This window comes from Salinimicrobium catena, from assembly GCF_900102915.1.
Lineage (GTDB): Bacteria > Bacteroidota > Bacteroidia > Flavobacteriales > Flavobacteriaceae > Salinimicrobium > Salinimicrobium catena.
The window spans coordinates 32,266-52,334 of the sequence record NZ_FNGG01000009.1; the positions used below are offsets into that span (position 1 = coordinate 32,266).

Below are 20,069 nucleotides of genomic sequence, written 5' to 3' on the forward strand. Positions count from 1 at the left end.
CCTATGACAACAACAAGAAAAAATAATCAGAATAATAATGATCCGCCACCCGGGGGAGAAGGTTCCTGTGCTTTAAAGCCTGCCTTTTCTGAGGGCAGGCTTTTTTTATTCCCACTTTTTTAATCCAAAAACTAAATATTATGATCGAATCAAAAATCCGTATTTCAGAAAAATTAGAGACAGAGCAAACCCTTCACTTTGCAAAAATGTGTTTTGAAGAACAGCTCAAGAAACACCTGCCGCTCACCAAAGTTTCGGCACCGGCCGTAGTGCTGCAGGGAACCGGCATCAACGACGACCTCAACGGCATTGAACGCCCCGTTTCCTTTCCTATCAAAGCCATGCAGGAACAACCCGCAGAAGTGGTGCAGTCGCTGGCAAAATGGAAAAGGCTGCGCCTTAAGGAGTACGAACTTCCTGCCGGGACCGGCATCTATACCGATATGAAAGCGTTGAGGCCCGATGAAGACCTGGGAAAAATTCATTCGCTTTATGTGGACCAATGGGACTGGGAAATGGTGATACACCCCGAAGACCGACAGCTCTCTTTCCTGAAACAACAGGTTGAACAGATCTACCGGGCAGTTAAGGACACAGAAATGGAGCTTTTCAAAAAGTATCCTGAGCTTAACCCTTTCCTTCCTTCAGAAATAACTTTTCTACATACAGAAGATCTCCTGGAAAAATACCCGCATCTTTCTCCAAAAGAAAGGGAAAACAAAGCTGCCAAGGAATTCGGTGCAGTCTTCCTGATCGGCATCGGGGGTGAACTTGTCCACGGCAAACCTCATGATGGCCGCGCTCCCGACTATGATGACTGGTCTACTCCTACCTCAGCTTCTACCAAAGGCCTCAACGGAGATATCCTCTTCTGGAACCCGGTTTTAGAACAGGCTTTTGAGATCTCTTCTATGGGAATAAGAGTGGATCCGGAGGTGCTGGCAAGTCAGCTTGAGATCCGTAACGCCGGGGCTCGTGCCGAATTGGTTTACCACCGGCAATTGCTACAGGGGGAATTGCCTCAAACCATTGGCGGCGGCATTGGCCAGTCAAGGCTGTGCATGTTCCTGCTAAAAAAACGACATATCGGGGAAGTGCAGGCCGGCATTTGGCCTTCCGAAATGAGGGTAGAATGTCTCCGGGAAGGAATACAGTTATTGTAAAGGAAAAAAGGGTGATCAAAAATGGCATTTTGATCACCCTTTATTTTAACGCTTTCAGCAGTTTCTCAAGATCATCTTCTGAGTTAAAATAGTGGAAACTCACTCTTATCCCCTCTCCTCTTTGGGAGCAAAGAATATTGTTGCTCCGTAGTTTTCGGAACACAGCCTCATCCCCCCTGATGTTGAAAATGGAAGAATGAAGATCTCTTTTGACCACTGAGGGTTCCAGCAATCCCTTCTTTTCAAAGGCTTTTTTAGCTTCGGAAGCCAGGAAATTTACCTGTTTTTCAATATTTTCAATGCCTGTCTTCTCAATAAGTTCTATCGCCACCTTCAGACTTCCGAAGTTGAGCGTATCCTGATGGCCTGGTTCGAACTTCCCGATAAGGCTGCCCTCGTGCGCCTTATACTTCCCCTGTAGCGAATTGAAGCCAAGAGACCTGGGAGAGATCTTGTCCTCCATATGCTGTTTGAACAGGAAAAAAGCGTTGCCGTAGCCGGCGTTCATCCATTTGTACGTGCTGGCGCCCAAAACATCTAAAGCTGAATCTTCAAAATCGAAGTTTTCGGTTCCGCAGTACTGAGTGCCGTCCCCAAACAGCAGCAGATCGGGAAAGTTTTGCTTCAGCTCTTTCAGAAAATCGAGATCGATCTTTATCCCGTTGATCCACTGCACCAGGCTGAAGGCAAAGATATCGGGCTGCACCCTTTCCGCGACCTCAAGAATATTTTGCTCCAGGTTTTCGTCAATTTCGGCATAACAGGTTTCAAAATCCCTGGATTCCACCGCCCAGTTCACTGAGGGGTAATCGTTCTTTAACAACATTACCTTTTTGCCCTTTTCAACCCCTTCCATGAGCGTATTGAATCCGTAGGAAAAATTAGGGGTAAGGGCGACACGATTTGGGGCACAATTGAAGAAACGGCCAACGGCCTCTCTGACCCCCGTAAGCACCTCACCCTGCTTTTCCTTCAAAATACTTCCGGAGATGAGCAGATCAAGGTCATGATCCTGTCGCCATTCCATCACCGCTTCAGGCAACAATCCTGAAGCAGCCGTATTTAAATAGGTATACTGGTTGAGGACCGGGAACTGTTTTCTAAAATTCTTCATGTACGCTGAATTTCCGAAGTAAAATCAATAAATTTGAGTAACTAGCTAAAAATAACTTTTATTATGCCAACCAAAAAACATAGTTCTTCTAAAATAGATCCCGAGCAGCGGGAACTCATTGAAAGGGCCCAGGAGCGCGCGCGTCAAAAAAGGCGTTTGTACCAGCATTTTATCGTCTTTCTAATAGGATCTGTCGTCCTTATCCTGGTGAACGTGCTATTCAATATTGGGCAGGACATAAGACCGTTTGGGATCGACTGGTTTGTATGGGCAATTATTTTCTGGTTCCTCATCGTTCTCATTCACGTTTTCAATGTGTTTGTCACCAACAGGTTCTTTGGAAAGGACTGGGAGAACCGACAGGTAGAAAAACTGGTGGCCAGACAACGTGAAAAGATCGAGGAACTGCAGCGTAAGGTGGAGAGGGATCACCCGCTTCCAAAAAAGGACGAGCCCTATATTCCGCCGGTGAAGAACAAACCCATTGACCCAAATGCCAAATTCAACTCATAGTGCCATGGCCGAACTTACAATGATCGCAGCCGCTGCCGAAAACAATGCTTTGGGAAAAGACAATGACCTGGTGTGGCATTTGCCCGATGATTTTAAAAGATTTAAAAAGCTAACCACCGGCCACCATATCATCATGGGCAGGAAGACCTTTGAAACTTTCCCAAAGCCCTTGCCTAACCGCACCCACATCGTCATTACCCGGAAAAAGAACTACCAAAAAGAGGGCGCCATAGTGGTGCATTCGCTGAAGGAGGCCCTGGACCTGGCAAAAGACGACCCGCAACCCTTCATTATTGGCGGCGGGGAGATCTATGAACTGGCATTGCCAGAGGCCGACAAGATAGAACTCACCCGTGTACACGGCACTTTTGAAGCCGACGCTTTCTTTCCGGAGTTCGATGAGAACAACTGGGAACTGGTGGAATCTTCTTTTCACCCTACCGACGAAAATCATAACTACTCCTTTACTTATCTAACCTACCGGCGTGCCAAATGACCAGGAAGCCATACAGGAAATAGCCCGAAAAGAGGGTTTTAACCTCTCGGGTGCAGACATGCTTGCCGGCGGAAGCATTAACAAGGTGTACAGGCTGGACTCTTCGGAAGGAAAAAAGGTGCTGAAAATGAACAGGTCCGGAAAGTATCCGGAAATGTTCAAGGCAGAGGAAGAAGGCCTGAAGGAACTGAAAAACAGCAACACAGTAGACGTTCCGGAAGTATTGGGACGGGGAGAAACGGCAAGTCACGATTACCTTTTGCTGGAGTACAGGGAAGCGACCCCTCAAAAACCCGACTTTTGGAGCCGGTTTGCGCAAGACCTTGCCGCCTTACATAGCACCAGCCGGGAGCAATTTGGTTTTCACGGCCCCAACTACATCGGTAGTCTGCCGCAATACAACCACCACCGGCCTTCAGCCGCGGAATTCTACATTCTGGAGCGGCTGGAACCCCAGTTCAAAATGGCACTTGACGCCGGGTACTCCTTCCACGGACTGGAGAAATTCTTTAGTACCATTTCTAAAATCATTCCTGAGGAAACCCCTGCCCTTCTCCATGGGGATCTTTGGAACGGGAATTATATCGTCAATGAACGGGGACTGCCCTGCCTTATCGACCCTGCCGTTTCCTACGGACCCAGGGAAATGGACCTGGCCATGATGAAACTTTTCGGCGGATTTCCGGAAGAGGTCTTTTCGGTTTATAATGAGCTGTTTCCGCTGCAACCGAATTTTGAAGAGCGCGTTGCTCTATGGCAGCTGTATTACCTCCTGGTACACCTGAACATTTTTGGAAGCAGTTACCTTCCGCAGGTAAAGGAGATCTTGCGGCAATACCGGTAAAACTTAACAGCCTCCCTGTATCTTTTAGCAGTTCTTTAGTGAACCTTCAAGGCTAATTCATTTATATTTAATGAATTACCAAAAAAATTATTATGAGCACAGAAAAACTGAATAAAGAAGAATCACGTAAGAAACTAAGGGAACTGGTCGACGATATTAAGATCGCCATGATGATCACCGGCTTTAACCGGAAACCGGTGAGTGCGGTGCCCATGACCTCAAAAAAAGTGGACAAGGAAGGAAATATCTGGTTTTTGAGCCTGCGAAACAGCGACCATAATAACGACCTTTTGAAGAACAATGACGTGCAGCTGCTTTACAGCCAACCGTCTGACATGGAATACCTGAGCGTGTACGGAGAAGCCGAGATCACCACTCAAAAAAGCATTTTGGAAGACCTTTATAATAAAGCCGATGAGAACTACTTCAGTGGTTTGGATGACCCTAATCTTACGGCGATAAAGGTAAAACCACAGGAGGCATATTACTGGGACACAAAAATGAACAAGTACGTGACCCTCCTAAAAATGGGAGTCGGGGCTATTACCGGCAACGAACAGGACATTGGCGAAAAAGGAAAACTCGACCTGTAATTCCCAAGATTGAAGATACTTAACCTGGTAACCGACAATGTTATTAGGTTTTTTTTATTTTACTAATTTTGCTCCCTAAAATATTACAAAATGAAGGCATATATTTTTCCCGGACAGGGCGCGCAATTCAAAGGAATGGGACAGGACCTGTATGAGAAATCTCCCCTTGCAAAAGAACTTTTTGAAAGGGCAAACGAGATCCTGGGATTTTCCATCACCGATGTCATGTTCAACGGAACAGCTGATGACCTTAAAAGAACCAAGGTTACCCAGCCGGCTATATTTTTACACTCAGTTATCTTAAGCAAGGTCTTGGGTGACTCGTTCAAACCCGATATGGTTGCCGGTCATTCGCTGGGTGAATTCTCTGCCCTGGTAGCTAACAAGGTGCTGGATTTTGAGGACGGTTTAAAACTGGTCTCCAAAAGGGCTTTAGCCATGCAGCACGCTTGTGAACTTGAGGAATCTACCATGGCTGCCGTGCTTGGCCTGGAAGACTCTACGGTAGAAGCCATCTGTGCAGATACGAAGGGGATCGTGGTAGCGGCGAATTATAACTGTCCCGGCCAGTTGGTTATTTCGGGGGAACAGCTTGCGGTGGAGAAAGCCTGTGAGGAACTAAAGGAAAGAGGTGCCCGCAGGGCGATGATCCTTCCGGTAGGAGGGGCCTTTCATTCCCCGTTGATGGAGCCGGCAAGGGAAGAACTGGCAGCTGCCATAGAAGAAACTACCTTTAGCACTCCAATTTGCCCGATCTATCAGAACGTGACCACTTTTGCGGTGACTAACGCTGAAGAGATCAAGAAGAACCTGATTTTCCAGCTTACCGCTCCGGTAAAATGGACCCAGAGCGTTCAAAACATGATCAAGGACGGCGCAACCGAATTCATTGAGGTTGGCCCCGGAAAGGTATTACAGGGACTTGTAAAAAAGATCGACAGAAATGCAGAAGTGAGCTCCGCGGAATTCTAGCGCTGTCACTAAATGATAAAAAAGCCGGATGAGAGATCATCCGGCTTTTATTTTACTGCTGGGTTCTATAACTATGAGTTCACAAACTCTTTGACCGTCTTTGTAATGAAATCGATCTGTTCCTCATCCAGCTCGGTATGCATTGGCAGGGAGATCACTTCTTGCACCAGCTGATTGGTCACCGGAAAATCCTCTTCCCGGTAGCGTTCATCTTTATAGGCCTTCTGGCTGTGCAGCGGGATAGGATAGTAAATTCCGCATGGGATCCCGTGGTCGTTCAGGTGCTTCACCAGCGCATCCCTTTTCCCATTAAGGATCTTTAGCGTGTATTGATGATAAACATGGGTGTCTTCTGAACTTTCGGTGTACGGCACCTCAATATTCTCTTCATTTTTAAATGCTTCGGAATATTTTTTCGCCGCTGCCTGCCTGGCTGAATTATAAGAATCCAGGTTAGGAAGTTTTGCGCGCAAAACCACTGCCTGCAGGCTGTCCAGTCGGGAATTCACCCCCACCACATCGTGGTGGTACCGCTCATACATTCCGTGGTTGACGATCCCCCTGATGGTGTGCGCCAGGTCATCGTCATTGGTAAAAATGGCACCGCCGTCTCCATAGCACCCAAGATTCTTTGACGGGAAAAATGAAGTGGAAGCCACGTGACCAATGGCGCCGGCTTTTTTGGTTTCCCCGTTCTTAAAATGGTAATTCGCTCCTATTGCCTGGGCATTGTCCTCGATCACATAAAGATTGTGCTCCTTGGCTATCTGCATGATCTCCTCCATGTTGGCCGTCTGTCCAAAAAGGTGTACGGGAACTATGGCTTTGGTCTTTGGAGTGATGGCTTTCCTGATGGCTTCGGGGTCTATGTTAAAGGTATCCTTATCCACATCTACCAGTACAGGGGTAAGTTGTAATAAAGCAATAACCTCAACGGTAGCCGCGAAGGTAAAGTCGGCAGTGATCACCTCATCACCCGGTTTGAGCCCCAGCCCCATCATCGCGATCTGCAGGGCATCTGTACCGTTGGCACAGGGAATTACATGTTTTACGTTAAGGTAATCCTCAAGTTCCTTTTGGAAAGCATGAACTTCGGGCCCGTTTATGAAGGCCGTGGTATCCAAAACTTCCAGCATGGAAGAATTAACCTGCTCTTTTATTTTATCGTATTGACCCTTAAGGTCAACCATTTGAATTTTTTTCATAGTGTTTTGTTCAAGAGGTACGAAAATACAAAGAAAGCCCCTTATCCCAAGGCTAATTTCTTATTTTAGCACCCAAACCAACTACTTTGCAATTTCTCTACGATATCCTGGTCAATACTGCCGAAAAGCTGCTTCCGGTAAGCGGAATTTTCAGCGAAAAGATGAAGCTTTCCGTAGAAGGCAGAAAGAAGACTTTTTCGCACCTGGAAGAGCAGGTATCTGCTTCAGATAAAACCATCTGGTTCCACACCGCGTCATTGGGAGAATATGAGCAGGCCGTACCGGTGATAGAGGCCGTCAGGGAACGATTTCCCAAACATAAGATCGTGGTTTCATTCTTTTCCCCCTCGGGGTATGAGATAAAGAAGAACTCCGCACTTGCCGATGTGGTGGTATATTTGCCTATCGACACCCGCAAAAACGCTAAAAAGTTCCTGGAGCTGGTACATCCCGAGTGGGCGCTGTTCGTTAAATACGAGTTTTGGCCCAATTTTCTCAGGGAGCTTTCCAGGCAAAAGATCCCGACAGTTTTGGTCTCGGGGGCTTTCAGAAAAGACCAGTCATTTTTCAAGAGCTATGGCGGCTGGATGCGGAAGTCGCTGAATACTTTCAGACACTTTTTTGTACAAAACGAGCATTCGAAGGAATTGCTGAATTCTATAGGGTTTGAAAATGTCTCGGTGAGCGGCGACACCAGGTTTGATCGTGTTTCTGATCAATTAAGCCAGAACAATGAACTGGACTTTGCTGAAGAGTTCAAAAATAACGAATTGTGTGTGGTAGCCGGAAGCACCTGGCCAGAGGATGAGGCCCTGCTTGTGGATTATTTCAATTCGGCTCCCGAAAAGGTGAAGTTCATGATCGCCCCGCATACCCTTAAACCTGAAAAGATCAGGTCGCTCCGGGAAAAACTGGAGGTGAGCACCGTATTATTCTCAGAAAAAGAGGGAAAGAACCTTGAGGAATACCGCGTGATGATCGTGGATACCATTGGGCTGCTCACAAAACTCTACAACTATGCTGACATTGCCTACGTGGGCGGGGCGGCAGGAAATACCGGGTTACACAATATTTTGGAGCCGGCAACTTTCGGGGTACCTGTGATCATTGGAAAGAACTTTTCCAAATTCCCCGAAGCCATCAAACTTCAGCAGCTGGCAGGGTTGTTCTCTGTTGCAGATAAAGAAGAACTTTCTGCCATACTTGGCAAACTGGCAAAAGATGAAAACTTCAGAAAGAGCACAGGGATGATCTGCGGACATTATGTGAACAGCAACACAGGAGCCACCGGGATCATAATCAATTATTTAGAGACTGCTTCCGTGGAAAATGGCAACAGGACAAAACGCTCCTAAATACAGTTTCTTCAAAGACTTCTTTGGAAATTTAAAAATTAGTTTAAATTTGTCTTAACTAATTAAACATACTACCATGAAAAAATTATTTTTAAGCTTACTTGTAGCCGCATTCACTTTATCTATTTACTCTTGTAGAGAAACTACCGAAGAAAAAACCGAAGAAGCTGTAGAAGCTGTTGGTGAAGACATGGAAGCCACAGGAGAAGAAATGGAAGAAGAAATGGAAGAAACCGGTGAAGAAATGGAACAAGCCGGAGAAGAAATGGAAGGTGAGATCGAAGAAGAAGTACACGAAGAAGCTCATGAAACTGATGATATGCAGTAATCGCATTTTTCATTAAATTTAAAGCCATAAGGAATTCTTATGGCTTTTTTTTACCTTAAAACCTACACATCATGAAAAAGTTGTTTTTAAGCCTTGTCCTGGCGGGATTTGCTTTCTCCACCTACTCTTGCAGGGAAACCACCGAAGAAAAGACCGAGGATGCCCTTGAAGCCATTGGAGAGGATATTGAAGAAGGTACCGAACGCGCGGCTGAAAAGATAGAAGAGGGTGCCGAAGAGGTAGAACGGGAGATCGATGAAGAGATCCACGAAACCGATGACCAGATACAGCAGTAAGAATAAACTGCTGCATATTTTTTCCTGAAAAGGAAGACCGAATAAGATAACCCCCCAATCTTATGAAACTTTACTTAACTTCATTGCTTATCCTTACGGGGATAACGCTGGGCAACGCCCAAAACTTTACCTACGGCTTAAAGGCCGGCACGAACTTTTCGAACGGTGGACAAATTCGCGGCGAATCTTTTAAAGAGAACGGCGAATATGTCTACTGGACAGGCACCTCTCAGGGTCAGACCAAAACCGGATACCACGGCGGCGGTTTCCTGGAAGTTGGATTCGGAGATTTTTTCTTACGTCCAGAAGTAGTGTATACCTCGATTCAGTCTGAATTCATTTTCCCAAACAAAAGCTCGGTCTATTCCATAAAGAAACTGGACCTGCCCTTTTTGATCGGCTACAACATTCGCAATGTTGCCGGTCTGTATGCCGGGCCGGTATATTCCCCAATGTTCAGCAATGAACTTCAATATAAGGAAGCCACCATCATTAAAAAGGAGGAGAACATATGGATCAAAGGGAGCAGTCTTAATGAACCTTCGGTTCCTGTTAACCTGCAAATAGGCTTGAAAAGTGAATTCAACCAGTTAGGCCTTGATCTGCGTTACGAATACAGTCTGGCGGGTTCTGACCCCGAAAGAGTGGATATGTTGAATTCTACCATAGGACGAGAGGAAGGCGGCATAAACGTGGCTACCGTAGAAGAAGCAGGGCTAAGCCAGATCATCCTGAGCCTTACCTACAAGTTCAACACTGGTGAAGACACAGGCCGAAGAAGAGGCGGCTACAGTTACAGCAGGCGACGCAGAACACGTTAAGAGGAGGTTAAGAGTAGGATTTTTCTTTAAGTTTACAGGAAAAGTAGTATCTTTTTTCACTGAAATATAGCTGCTTCTAAAATTATTTGGACTTTAGACCGTTATAAGTAGTGAAATTCTTTTTTATTTGTAACAAGCACCACAGAACTACAAACCAACTATGAAGAAAATACTTTTTAGCCTGCTTTTCATCCTGGGAATTTCTTTTGCAGGGGTTGCACAAACCTACAGTTATGGCCTAAAAGGCGGAGTGAACTACTCCATGGGAGGAGTGATTCGCGGAGAACGATCGGGTACCACCAACGGCCAGCCAGACGGTCCTCCAAATTACTGGAACGGAACAGCCGAAGGGTCAGGAGAAATGGGTTTCCAATTCGGAGCATATGGACAGGTGAATTTCGGAAAGTTTTTCGTACGCCCTGAAGTGGTATACAACAGCATTGAAAGGACCATCGATTTTCCCAATTTTCCTACACAATATCATGAACCTTTCAAGGCTGCTTCACACTCGGTACAAAAACTCGATATTCCTTTGTTAGCCGGATATAATATCTGGGGACCATTGGATATTTATGCAGGTCCTGTGTATTCGAGTATCATGGATTCTACGCTTGAAGGAGAAGAAGATCTGGATCAGGTCGTGGTACAGAACAGCCCGGTCAATGCGCAGGTAGGAATAAAGGCTGAGTTTGGTCGTTTTGGAGTCGATTTACGTTATGAACATTCCTTGTCCACCCCAGAAGTTCAAAGCCTTAATTTTGTCCATGGTGATTATGGAGTCAATCGCGCCTACTACGAAGATTCTGCCATAGACCTGGTAAAGGTGAACGTCACCTTCAAAATTGGCGGATCTGACATGCAGAACCGCAGAAGAAGAGGCGGAAATTGCTACTAAGAAAAAATTGAAACAAATACAGAAGCCATTCGATAGAATGGCTTTTTTTTATTTCTTAAATTAAAGGAAAGAACCGCAATGCATGAAACTCCTTCATTTACTGGCACTGGGTATATTTGCCGGGAGCTTTTCCTGCTCTCTGTCCAATAACACCCATGTGAAACAGGAAGTAATGGTCATAGGGCACCGGGGAGATGCCGGGAACTTTCCCGAGAACAGCATCCCGGGATTCCTAAGCGCGGTAGAAAAAGGCGCAGGCGCCCTGGAAATGGATGTGGTCATTTCAGCCGACAAAAAAGTAGTGGTCTCCCATGAGCCTTATATGGCCTCACATTACATGCTCGACCCACAGGGGAATCCTATTCCCAAAAAGAAACAGCTGGAATATAATTTTTACGAGATGGACTATGAAACCATCAAAAGATTTGAAGCCGGCCTTAAGAAGAACAAAGACTTTCCGAAGCAAAAAAAGATAAGCTCCTACAAACCTCTTTTAGAGGAGGTAATTGACAGCGTTGAAGCCTTCACTTCCAAAACAGGAAAGGAGCCTGTAGAATACTGGGTAGAGGTCAAATCAGGTCCTAAAAATTACCACAAGTTTCAGCCGGGACCTGCCGAATTCGCCAGGCTGGTCATGAACGTGATACAAGACAAAGGCGTTGAGGAACGCACCGTCATCAAGTCCTTTGACCCAAACTTCCTCAATCAGCTGCATAAAGATCATCCGCAGGTAAGGATCTCCTACCTGGTCTCAAAGGGAGGTATTGACAGGAACCTCTCGCTCCTCGATTTCAAGCCAGATTACTACAGCCCCCGGCATAAGCTGATCAAGAGCGTCAAATTTGTAGACAGCGTAAAGACCGGGAACATGAAGCTTGTCCCCTGGACCGTGAACAGGAAAAGAAAGATCAGAAAAATGCTTAAAAAGGGGGTTGACGGGATCATTACCGATTATCCCGAAAGAGCCCTGGAAATCCTCAGGCAGGAAACTGCAACTGCCAAAAAATAATTTAAGCTGTTTGACTCTCTTCCAGGATCTTATTGATCCTGGAGATGAGATCGTCCATCTCAAAAGGCTTGGCAATGAAATCATTTGCCCCGGCATTTTTACATTTCACTCCCGCGTCGTGCAGGGCAGACATCATCAATACCGGAATATCCCTGGTCTCCTCATTTTGTCGCAATCGGGCGCAAACATCAGTACCGTTCACTCCAGAGATGAGCATGTCCAGCATTACCAGGTCAATGTCGTGCTGAGCGATCAATTCTTCGGTCTCATCGGGTTGTTCGGTTACCGTCACGTTAAAATCGTAGAATTCCAGGAGGGTCTTGAGCATTTCCCCAATACCTGAATCGTCATCTACAACCAGTATTCTCGCGTTTTTTTTCATTATTCTTCCGTATCTTTTTGAGTAGCCGTATCCAGGATAAAACTGAATTCAGACCCCTTCCCTTTTTCACTTATAACTTCTACCACGCCACCGTGACGCTCTATTATTTCATTGGTAAGATAGAGCCCTATTCCAAACCCGGAATAGGTATCCTCATCCTCTTCACTTATTCTAAAGAACCTTTTGAAGATCTTAACGTGATTTTCCTTATCAATTCCTATTCCATGATCTATGATGCTCACCCTCACCTTGCCTGCCGGTTTTTCCTGAATGGTAATTTCCACATCCTGACTTTCGGGAGAGTATTTAATGGCGTTGGTAACTAGATTGATCAACACCTGACCAATCCTGTCCTTATCGGCGTTTACCAGACAGTGGGAGTAATGGGTCACCTCTATCTTGTGCTGGGTGTTCGTATATTTGATATCCTGAACAGTTTCGGTCACCAGTTCGTTAATGCTGAAGATCTCCTTCTGCATTTCCAGCTTGTTTTCTTCGATCCGCGATATGTCAAGCATTTCAGAAATAAGCCGGGTAAGCCGACCCACCTGGTGGTCTATCCTTTCAAGCGAGGGCTGCAAAGGAAGTGCGCTCACCTTCTTATCCTGTGCCGACTTCAGCATGGCGAGCAGCAGTTGGATGTAACCCTTTATAGAGGTAACAGGAGTTTTGAGCTCATGGCTTACTACCTTTAAAAAGTCTTCTTTTCGCTTCTCCTCCTCTTTCAAACGATGAATATCAGTATTGGTAGAGATCCACATTTTTATGGCGCCGGTCTTATCCTTTATGGCCTCTGCCCTGCTTAGATGCCACTTGTACTCACCCTCTTTGTCTTTCAGCCTTATTTCCATGTCCAGGTTCTCCCCAGATTTTAAAGCCCGCTCCCATTGTTCCTGGTAAGCGGCAATATCCTCGGGGTGAATGGTTGAAGTCCAGCCTTTTTCGGTGAGTTCTTCACTGCTCAAACCGGTATATCCCAGCCAGTGCTGATTAAAGAACAGGACTCTGCCCTCGACATCGGTATTGATCACTTTCTCAGGCATCAGGTCGGCCATTTGCCTAAAGTGGCTTTCGCTTTCTTTGATCTTTTGGTTAAGGATCGCCTGCGGGGTCACTTCGGTAGCAATATCTACTATCCCCGTAATCTTGCCGTTGATATCCCTTTGGGGGTAGTAAACGAAATTGTAGTACAGGGTTTCCTTTTTCCCATACCTCACGAGGTCTACCGGCATTTCATGAACACTGAAAGGTTCCCCGCTTTCATAGACATGTGCTATAATATCCTCGAACCCCTGTTCTACCAGTTCGGGGAGCACAGCGAAGAAAGGTTTTCCTATTACATCCTTTCCTTTACCCCAGGCCTCTAAAATGGCGTCATTTGCTATCTTTATTATATTATCGGGTCCCTCAAAGGTGGCGATCAAAGCCGGAGAGGAATGAATGATCTCCTGGTATCGCCGTTCGCTCTCCTCGATCTTTTTCCTGGCCAGTCTTTGCTCTGTCACATCCATGGCCATATTGAGGATGCCATAGATCTCCCCCTGCTCATTCCGCAAAGGCTTATAGGTGAAATTAAAATATCCCGTCTGCATCTCCCCGTCTATCATGAGGTCAACCCGGTCTTCTTTCCCGTAGTAGGTCTTGCCGGAAGTATAAACATCATGAAGCAGCTGGAAAAAAGGCTGGCCTTCAAGCTCGGGAAGGGATTCCCGTAAGGTCTTGCCTATCACAGAACGGTCTTTACCCCAAAGATTGATCATGGCTTCGTTAGCCAGCTCTATCTTCATTTCAAGACCTGTATAGATGGCGGTGGCCACCGTGGCCTCTTCCACGATTGATCTGGTTCTGTGTTCGTTTTCCCTTACCAGCTGCCCTTTGGTGACTTCTTCATGTACATCGACCACAGCGCCAACCATTCCGCAGAAATTACCTTCCCTGTCCCATTTTGGGCTTCCCTGGTTGAACATCCACCTATATTCGTCTACCGCAGTGCGCAACCTGTAGAAGTTCTCATAAGAGGTCCTTTCTTTTATAGCCTGCACAAATCGGCTTTCGGCCTCCAGCTTATCCTCAGGATGAACGGCCTCCACCCAACCCATCCCAAAGGATTCCTCTTTGGTTTGGCCGGTAAATTCATACCATTTTCGGTTTAGATAAACATTTTGATTATTTTCATCGCTTATCCAGATGATCACCGGGGCGGTATCCATTATATTGCGCAGTTCACTTTCGCTCTCTTCGATCTTTTTCCTGGCCAGCACTTTTTCGGTCACATCTACTGCATGTACGAAAATGCCGGTAATCTCATCTTTCTCGTTCTTTAAAGGCTGATAAACAAAATCGAGGAAAGACGTAACCTGCCCGTTTTCACTTTCCAGAGAAACAGGCTTTTCATGCCCAATGTAAATCTCTCCCGTGCGAAACACTTCATCAAGAATATCGATGAACCCCTGTCCTTCTATCTCGGGCAGCACTTCTTTTATGGGCTTACCCAGGATATCTACCTGACCGATAAGTTCACAGTATTTTTTATTGGCGATCTCAAAAATATGGGTAGGACCCTTAAGGCTGCAAATTATGGCAGGCGCCTTCATCAACACATCCCTCACGGTTTTCAGGTATTCGAGTTCCTGGCTGATGCTACTGTGTCCTGCTATCTGCGGCTTAAAAGTAAGCATTGAAAAAACCTCTCCTCCTGTTTCGAGCAGGGTGGCATTCACAAGACATGTCAATTTTCCGAAGTACTCCAGGTCATAGACCACTTCCAGATCCTGCACCTGCTTTTTCTGCGGAAGTTCCTCCTCAAGCAACTCCTTTAAGACTGAAAGGTGCCAGGCATGGTCATTAAGAGAATAAACGGACAGACCTAAGACCTCATCCTTTTCAAACCCGAAAAGACTGTTGAAATTCTGGTTGGCTGCAATAATTTTCTGGTCTTGATCTACTATCAGCACGGGCTCCCTTACGCTATTGGCAAGTGCCGCGGCCTGTAGCTCACCTGCAGATAATTCTTGCCCCTCTTTTTCGCGGGAAAAGTTCCCCATTGTATCGCTTTCTATAATTCTGTGAAATTTAAAATGAAAATCTCTAAAGTAGGTAATTTTACCGAGCTAACCTGATGCTTTGAGCAAAGACTCAGTTGGAATATTGGTTTGTTTTATTTGTGATGAGCAAAGACTAGCCTGCTACTTTTCTTCTTTTGCCTTCACCTTCCTGTTGATCCTTTTGATGGCCCGGTGAATGGCCATGTCTGAAACCTTCATGTCCCGGGCTATGGAAGCGATGGATTCTCCACGGTATTGATTACGCTCAAAGGCCTCGTAGGTCTGGTCTTTGGTAAGCCGGCTCAGCTTCAGGTCCCGCTCAAAAAGATCCTCCTTATTCATGAGCTGGGTACCCCAATAAAGGTTTTTAGGATACAGGTTTTCCTTATTGCCGTCCCTGTACATGGCAAAATACTGCCGCCCGTCTTCAGGTTTCGGCGGGCCCCAGGTTTCCAGGATGAGTTTTGGAACAGAATAGTAGGTCCTGTTGATCATCACCACTTTAAGGATCTTGCCGTTCTTGATCTTGTGATCCCTTATTCTGAGCAACTTATCGTTCAGCAGAAAATCTGACCCGTCACTGCTGATGCGTAGATCTCTGAACTTTGGATGCCGTTTCCATTTTTTGCTCTCTGCCATACCTGAAATAATATAAGCCAAAAATAGAATTTCTAAACAGAGCAAAGGGGTCAAATACCCGCCAACCCTGTTAAAAATTCTTTAAATGTTAAGAGAACAAGCCCTTCCGCAGCAGAGAAAGAAAAGACTTAAGAGGTATATTTTAGCACGATGTAAACCGCCAATACCACGCTGAACACCAGAACAAGCGACTTCCACACCCGGCTATAGTCATTGATCATGAGAAAAAGATTTTAATGATTAGACTTCGAGGGGAAAAGTGGAATTAAATTACCAAAGCAATGAACCGCTATCAATGGGGGTTTTCCCCCAGTTTTTAAAACCAGCTTTACTAAGAACTGTAACAAGTGACCTTTTTCTTTGTCCTTAAAAAAACCATCTAAAAAAATCAATCATGAAGATCCTTGTCACTGCAGTACTGCTATTGGTAACCCATTTCTCAACCTGTCAACACAAACCTATCCTGGATGAGCCGGGAGTGGATAAAAGAATAGAGTTATTGAGCATCGTCTTCAGGCTGGCCGGGAACAGTGAATACAGTTCAGAGAATTTCAAGCTCTACACCAGCAGGATCGAAGAATATTATGCCCCTTATGAAGACCACGCACTAATTGAATTTGCGCAGGAGCTAAGGGAGAAGCACGGGGTGGGTTATGACGCGGTGATGAGCATGGCCATCCATCTTGATGATTCTCTCAACCCAAAAGTGGCTTTTACTGAAACTGTTCCCGATGAACGCTGGGGGAAAGAGAACGCACTGAAATTCGCAGGCCTTTTAAAAAGGTTTTATTCGGAGACCGATTCTGAAAGGTTTTTTACAGAAAACCAGAAATTATATAAAGAGATCAGCAACCGATTTCTGCCGGTCTATGAACACCTGGACCTGGGCTGGTACAAAAAATTCTACGGAAAAGAACCCAACGAGAAGTTTGGGATCGTCATTGCCCCGGGAAATGGCGGGGGAAATTATGGGCGGTCGGTTGATCTGCCGAACGGGGAAAGGGAGGTATATGCCATTATGGGTACCTGGAAGACCGATACTACAGGAATGGCGGCCTACACCCTCGAAAGTCATTTTCCTACCCTGCTCCACGAGTTCAACCATTCCTTTGTCAATTACCTTCTGAACAATGACCCGGCACCCTTCAGAAAAAATGGAGAGATCATCTATGAAACCGTCAAAGAGAAAATGAGACGCGGAGGCTATGGGAACTGGCAAACCGTGCTGAACGAGGCCCTGGTAAGGGCAGCCGTCATCCAATACATGAAAGATCATGGGTATGCCGAAGAGGAGATCCAAAAGGAGATAACCGAACAGCTGAACCGGGGCTTTATCTGGATAAGGGAGTTAGTAACCGAACTTGAAAAATACGACCGGCAGCGGCAAAAGTACCCTACTCTGGAAAGCTATTACCCGCAACTTGCAAAGGCTTATGATCACTGGGCCGGGAACATCGACAGTTGGGCTGAAGCAGCTGACCGGGAAAAAGCCCGCTTCCAATCCCTTGGGGAATTCAGGAACGGAGATACCGCGGTGGATCCCGCTCTTGCGAGCATTAGCATCCACTTTGACAAACCCTTTGCAGGCGCGGACTTCATAAGGCCCGGAGAAGACGGGAAAGAATTTCCCGATTTCCGAAATATGGAATACAGTGAAGACCGAAAGACGGTGATCCTGGATTGGGTTTTAAAAGAAGATACCGAGTACCAGTTCATCCTGATAGGCCTTTCACCACAAACCTCAGCCGAATCTCCAAACCAGGATGTAGAGATCAATTTTAAAACGAAATAGCCTTTTCAAATAAACGGCATTCGATCTTTTTAATGCACTGAATTTCTACTTGCTTCAGACCGTCACCGTTATGGTTGACGGGTTTTATTTTTACCATGCATTGCACCGAAACATCAAAACACTTTTTTTAATTAGCTGATTTTTAGTATTTTATATTATGCGCTGATTCCCTTCCCTCCCGTTTTGCTGTTCCCTCCTCCCCTGTTTTAATAAATGTTTCATTTTCAAAAACTAACCGATCATGAAGTGTTTCCTGTTGTTCTTTTTCCTGACCACTAACTGCATGGGACAAGTCTTAACTTCTAAAGCCGAAAAACTGCAAAAGAAGAACCTGCAGCAATACCATGCCATTGAAACTTTTGCTTTTAAGAAATGGCGCTCAAACGACCTAAAACGGGTAAAGGAGATCAATGATCAGGTAGAGGCATTTCTGGAAGTCCGCAGATTGGTATTTCGGAATTTCGCTCTGGACCCGGCCTGCCTTGCAGCTGTAAATAAGCACTCAGCAAAAAGTAAAAGAAAAAATCCCTTTCACAACCCAACTGTAGATTGGAAGAAGGTCCTTTTCGACTTGCAAAGCATCTTAGCTAATAAGAGAAACTGAGTTTAAAAAACTTCAGAAAACACTAAATTAGAGCAATAAACTATTGCCATGTGCTACAGGACCAAACTTAATTCCCGTATAAAGGAGATCGAAAAGACCTTCAATGCGCCCTTTATTGAGCCTGAAGCCTACACTCCGCAGGAAGAGATCAATGCCTTTGACTTTTCGACCACCCCGGTCATAACAGATGTGAACCCGGGGGAGATCGAGCTGTTCCACTGGGGCCTCATCCCACATTGGGCGAAGGATGACAAGATCAGAAAAATGACCCTCAACGCGAAGATCGAAACGGCCGAAAAAAAACCCGCTTTTCGCAATGCTGTTACTAACCGCTGCCTTATCATCGCAGACGGTTATTACGAATGGCAGTGGCTGGACCCGAAGGGAAAAAGCAAACAAAAACACCTTTTGGAAGTCCAGGACCAGGAAATATTCACCTTTGCAGGCATCTATTCCTCCTGGAGAAATCCGGATACTGATGAGCTTATCAACTCCTACTCTATTTTAACCACCGAAGCGAATGAGCTGATGAGCGAGATCCACAACAATAAAAAAAGAATGCCGGTGATCTTACATAAGCAGGATCAGGCAAAATGGATAAGCGGAACTGAGATCTCCCGATTTTCCTTTCCGTACGAGGTGCCGTTAAAAGCGACTAAGATCTGACTTTTTATAAACCAAAACGGTACAATACCTTCCATGATTAGAGTACCATACTTCCCTCTAAGATCCTATTCAGAATTTTGTCCGGATGCCGGGGAAGCCCTTTGAAAAGCAGTGGTAGAAATAATTTTACCTATAAAATTAAGGCAGGGAAGTTTTAATTTGATCAAAAATGGGTAATTTCCCACAAATTGCGATCTATGAAATTATCACATTTTATTCAGGAAAATAAGGATGAAATAACCCAGGAGTGGATCAGGTACGCTCAAAATAATATCAGCCGTACTTTCGAGATGGACCTGGAAGAGGTGACCGATCATGTAAAGGAAATTCTTGACAGGATCTCAAATGACATGGAATCTTCACAAACAGCTGATGAGCAGGAAAAAAAATCCATGGGCAATAAGGAAATGTCGTTCCAGGACACAGAAGCGGCTACTGCTCATGGAGAACAGCGACTGGATTTCGGATTTGATTTTATGCAGCTGAGTTCGGAGTTCCGCGCACTGCGGGCAAGTGTTCTTCGCCTGTGGGCCCAAAAGAGCAGAAAAGAGAACTGGGAAGCAGATTTTTACGACATGATCAGGTTCAATGAAGCCATAGATGAGATCTGGATGATTTCCCTCGAACGTTTCCAGACTAAACTTGATGAAAGCAAAAATCTGTTTTTGGGAATATTGGGCCATGACCTCCGTAATCCCATTGCTGCCGTCAAGGGAGCCAATGCCATTCTGAGCCTCACAGATGACAAAACCAAAAAAGAAAAGGCCCTTAATTTATCCCGGTCAAGCATAAAACGCATGACGGAATTAATTGACAATCTTCTCGAGTTGACCGAACTGAGGTTAGGAACCAGGATGAACATAAAAAGATCGAATTCAGACCTTCAGGAACGACTTGAAGAAATAGTGCATGAAGTTCAATTGGGCTATCCTGAAGCTAATATCATTCTTGATGCGCCTCAACCGGTAGAAGGAGAATGGGATATCCTGCGAATAGAGCAGATGGTGAGCAATCTCATTATAAATGCGATAGGAGACGGGGAGCCGGGAGGCAAGGTATATGTCAAACTTTCAAAAGAAGAAGATCAGGCGCTTTTAACCGTTCACAATCATGATTCGCCCATTTCTGAGGAAGTTCAGAAGAAGATCTTTAACACAGGATTTTCAGCTAGTGACGAAAGAACGGGCAATGGAAGGAACTATGGGCTCGGTTTACTGATTGTTAAGGAAATCGTCGAAGGACACGGCGGTACAATAAATGTACGAAGCAACAGGAAAGAAGGAACAACTTTTACGGTAAAACTCCCGCTTAAGCCAGGCAATTAAGTTTAGGAGCGGG

21 protein-coding genes are annotated in these 20,069 nt (G+C 45.5%); 16 read left to right on the forward strand and 5 right to left on the reverse strand.

What is annotated here, in order from left to right; translation table 11 throughout:
* Window positions 1–140 precede the first annotated feature (140 nt).
* Entirely contained in the window at window positions 141–1,163 is a 1,023-nt protein-coding gene (gene asnA / locus BLS64_RS13125) for an aspartate--ammonia ligase (protein WP_093114103.1), read from the forward strand.
* 40 nt (window positions 1,164–1,203) lie between these two features.
* On the opposite strand, the gene BLS64_RS13130 is transcribed toward asnA, so the two are convergent.
* Window positions 1,204–2,277 (reverse strand): aminotransferase class V-fold PLP-dependent enzyme, encoded by a 1,074-nt coding sequence (locus BLS64_RS13130; protein WP_093114101.1) that lies wholly within the window; start codon window positions 2,275–2,277, stop codon window positions 1,204–1,206.
* A gap of 63 nt (window positions 2,278–2,340) precedes the next feature.
* Here BLS64_RS13130 and BLS64_RS13135 point away from each other — a divergent pair, with 63 nt between their 5' ends.
* The 5 genes from BLS64_RS13135 to fabD all read left to right on the forward strand — a co-directional run bounded on the left by BLS64_RS13135 (window position 2,341) and on the right by fabD (window position 5,695).
* On the forward strand, window positions 2,341–2,790 hold the full coding sequence (locus BLS64_RS13135) for a 2TM domain-containing protein (RefSeq protein WP_093114099.1): 450 nt from the start codon (window positions 2,341–2,343) through the stop codon (window positions 2,788–2,790).
* The gene (locus BLS64_RS13140) at window positions 2,771–3,286 is read left to right on the forward strand and encodes a dihydrofolate reductase (RefSeq protein ID WP_245693472.1); all 516 of its coding nucleotides are present in this window, start codon (window positions 2,771–2,773) and stop codon (window positions 3,284–3,286) included. Before BLS64_RS13135 ends, BLS64_RS13140 begins: the two co-directional genes overlap by 20 nt.
* Window positions 3,276–4,130, forward strand: a complete 855-nt coding sequence (locus BLS64_RS13145) for a fructosamine kinase family protein (RefSeq protein WP_245693474.1) — start codon at window positions 3,276–3,278, stop codon at window positions 4,128–4,130. The genes BLS64_RS13140 and BLS64_RS13145 overlap by 11 nt, the downstream gene beginning before the upstream one ends.
* Before the next feature lie 92 nt (window positions 4,131–4,222).
* Window positions 4,223–4,723 carry a pyridoxamine 5'-phosphate oxidase family protein gene (locus BLS64_RS13150; RefSeq protein ID WP_093114097.1) on the forward strand — a complete coding sequence of 167 codons (501 nt, stop codon included), beginning with the start codon at window positions 4,223–4,225 and terminating at the stop codon, window positions 4,721–4,723.
* A gap of 90 nt (window positions 4,724–4,813) precedes the next feature.
* Complete coding sequence (fabD, locus tag BLS64_RS13155) at window positions 4,814–5,695, forward strand: ACP S-malonyltransferase (RefSeq protein ID WP_093114095.1); 882 nt, start codon at window positions 4,814–4,816, stop codon at window positions 5,693–5,695.
* Window positions 5,696–5,766: 71 nt separating this feature from the next.
* On the opposite strand, the gene BLS64_RS13160 is transcribed toward fabD, so the two are convergent.
* Entirely contained in the window at window positions 5,767–6,900 is a 1,134-nt protein-coding gene (locus BLS64_RS13160; RefSeq protein ID WP_093114094.1) for a DegT/DnrJ/EryC1/StrS family aminotransferase, read from the reverse strand.
* Between the two features lie 86 nt (window positions 6,901–6,986).
* Between BLS64_RS13160 and BLS64_RS13165 the strand changes: the two genes are divergently transcribed.
* From BLS64_RS13165 to BLS64_RS13190, 6 genes are all read left to right on the forward strand, one after another.
* Window positions 6,987–8,255, forward strand: coding sequence for a 3-deoxy-D-manno-octulosonic acid transferase (locus tag BLS64_RS13165; RefSeq protein ID WP_093114092.1), 1,269 nt, complete (start codon window positions 6,987–6,989; stop codon window positions 8,253–8,255).
* Window positions 8,256–8,331: 76 nt separating this feature from the next.
* On the forward strand, window positions 8,332–8,583 hold the full coding sequence (locus tag BLS64_RS13170) for a hypothetical protein (RefSeq protein ID WP_093114091.1): 252 nt from the start codon (window positions 8,332–8,334) through the stop codon (window positions 8,581–8,583).
* Between the two features lie 71 nt (window positions 8,584–8,654).
* Window positions 8,655–8,879, forward strand: a complete 225-nt coding sequence (locus BLS64_RS13175; RefSeq protein ID WP_093114089.1) for a hypothetical protein — start codon at window positions 8,655–8,657, stop codon at window positions 8,877–8,879.
* 62 nt (window positions 8,880–8,941) lie between these two features.
* On the forward strand, window positions 8,942–9,700 hold the full coding sequence (locus BLS64_RS13180) for a porin family protein (protein ID WP_143019324.1): 759 nt from the start codon (window positions 8,942–8,944) through the stop codon (window positions 9,698–9,700).
* A 160-nt stretch (window positions 9,701–9,860) separates the two neighbouring features.
* The gene (locus BLS64_RS13185; protein WP_093114086.1) at window positions 9,861–10,595 is read left to right on the forward strand and encodes a porin family protein; all 735 of its coding nucleotides are present in this window, start codon (window positions 9,861–9,863) and stop codon (window positions 10,593–10,595) included.
* An 82-nt stretch (window positions 10,596–10,677) separates the two neighbouring features.
* The gene (locus tag BLS64_RS13190; RefSeq protein ID WP_093114084.1) at window positions 10,678–11,604 is read left to right on the forward strand and encodes a glycerophosphodiester phosphodiesterase family protein; all 927 of its coding nucleotides are present in this window, start codon (window positions 10,678–10,680) and stop codon (window positions 11,602–11,604) included.
* A gap of 1 nt (window position 11,605) precedes the next feature.
* Here the strand turns inward: BLS64_RS13190 and BLS64_RS13195 are convergent, their stop codons facing one another.
* The 3 genes from BLS64_RS13195 to BLS64_RS13205 all read right to left on the reverse strand — a co-directional run bounded on the left by BLS64_RS13195 (window position 11,606) and on the right by BLS64_RS13205 (window position 15,669).
* Complete coding sequence (locus BLS64_RS13195) at window positions 11,606–11,986, reverse strand: response regulator (RefSeq protein ID WP_093114083.1); 381 nt, start codon at window positions 11,984–11,986, stop codon at window positions 11,606–11,608.
* Window positions 11,986–15,030 (reverse strand): PAS domain S-box protein, encoded by a 3,045-nt coding sequence (locus BLS64_RS13200; RefSeq protein ID WP_093114081.1) that lies wholly within the window; start codon window positions 15,028–15,030, stop codon window positions 11,986–11,988. Before BLS64_RS13200 ends, BLS64_RS13195 begins: the two co-directional genes overlap by 1 nt.
* A gap of 141 nt (window positions 15,031–15,171) precedes the next feature.
* Window positions 15,172–15,669, reverse strand: coding sequence for a hypothetical protein (locus BLS64_RS13205; RefSeq protein WP_093114080.1), 498 nt, complete (start codon window positions 15,667–15,669; stop codon window positions 15,172–15,174).
* A gap of 394 nt (window positions 15,670–16,063) precedes the next feature.
* Between BLS64_RS13205 and BLS64_RS13210 the strand changes: the two genes are divergently transcribed.
* The 4 genes from BLS64_RS13210 (at window position 16,064) to BLS64_RS13225 (ending at window position 20,056) form a co-directional block, all read left to right on the forward strand.
* Window positions 16,064–17,461, forward strand: coding sequence for a DUF4932 domain-containing protein (locus tag BLS64_RS13210; protein ID WP_093114078.1), 1,398 nt, complete (start codon window positions 16,064–16,066; stop codon window positions 17,459–17,461).
* A gap of 241 nt (window positions 17,462–17,702) precedes the next feature.
* Window positions 17,703–18,065 (forward strand): hypothetical protein, encoded by a 363-nt coding sequence (locus tag BLS64_RS13215; RefSeq protein ID WP_093114077.1) that lies wholly within the window; start codon window positions 17,703–17,705, stop codon window positions 18,063–18,065.
* Between the two features lie 48 nt (window positions 18,066–18,113).
* Window positions 18,114–18,731 carry an SOS response-associated peptidase gene (locus tag BLS64_RS13220; RefSeq protein WP_093114075.1) on the forward strand — a complete coding sequence of 206 codons (618 nt, stop codon included), beginning with the start codon at window positions 18,114–18,116 and terminating at the stop codon, window positions 18,729–18,731.
* 197 nt (window positions 18,732–18,928) lie between these two features.
* Window positions 18,929–20,056, forward strand: a complete 1,128-nt coding sequence (locus BLS64_RS13225; RefSeq protein ID WP_093114074.1) for a sensor histidine kinase — start codon at window positions 18,929–18,931, stop codon at window positions 20,054–20,056.
* The last annotated feature ends 13 nt before the right edge of the window (window positions 20,057–20,069 follow it).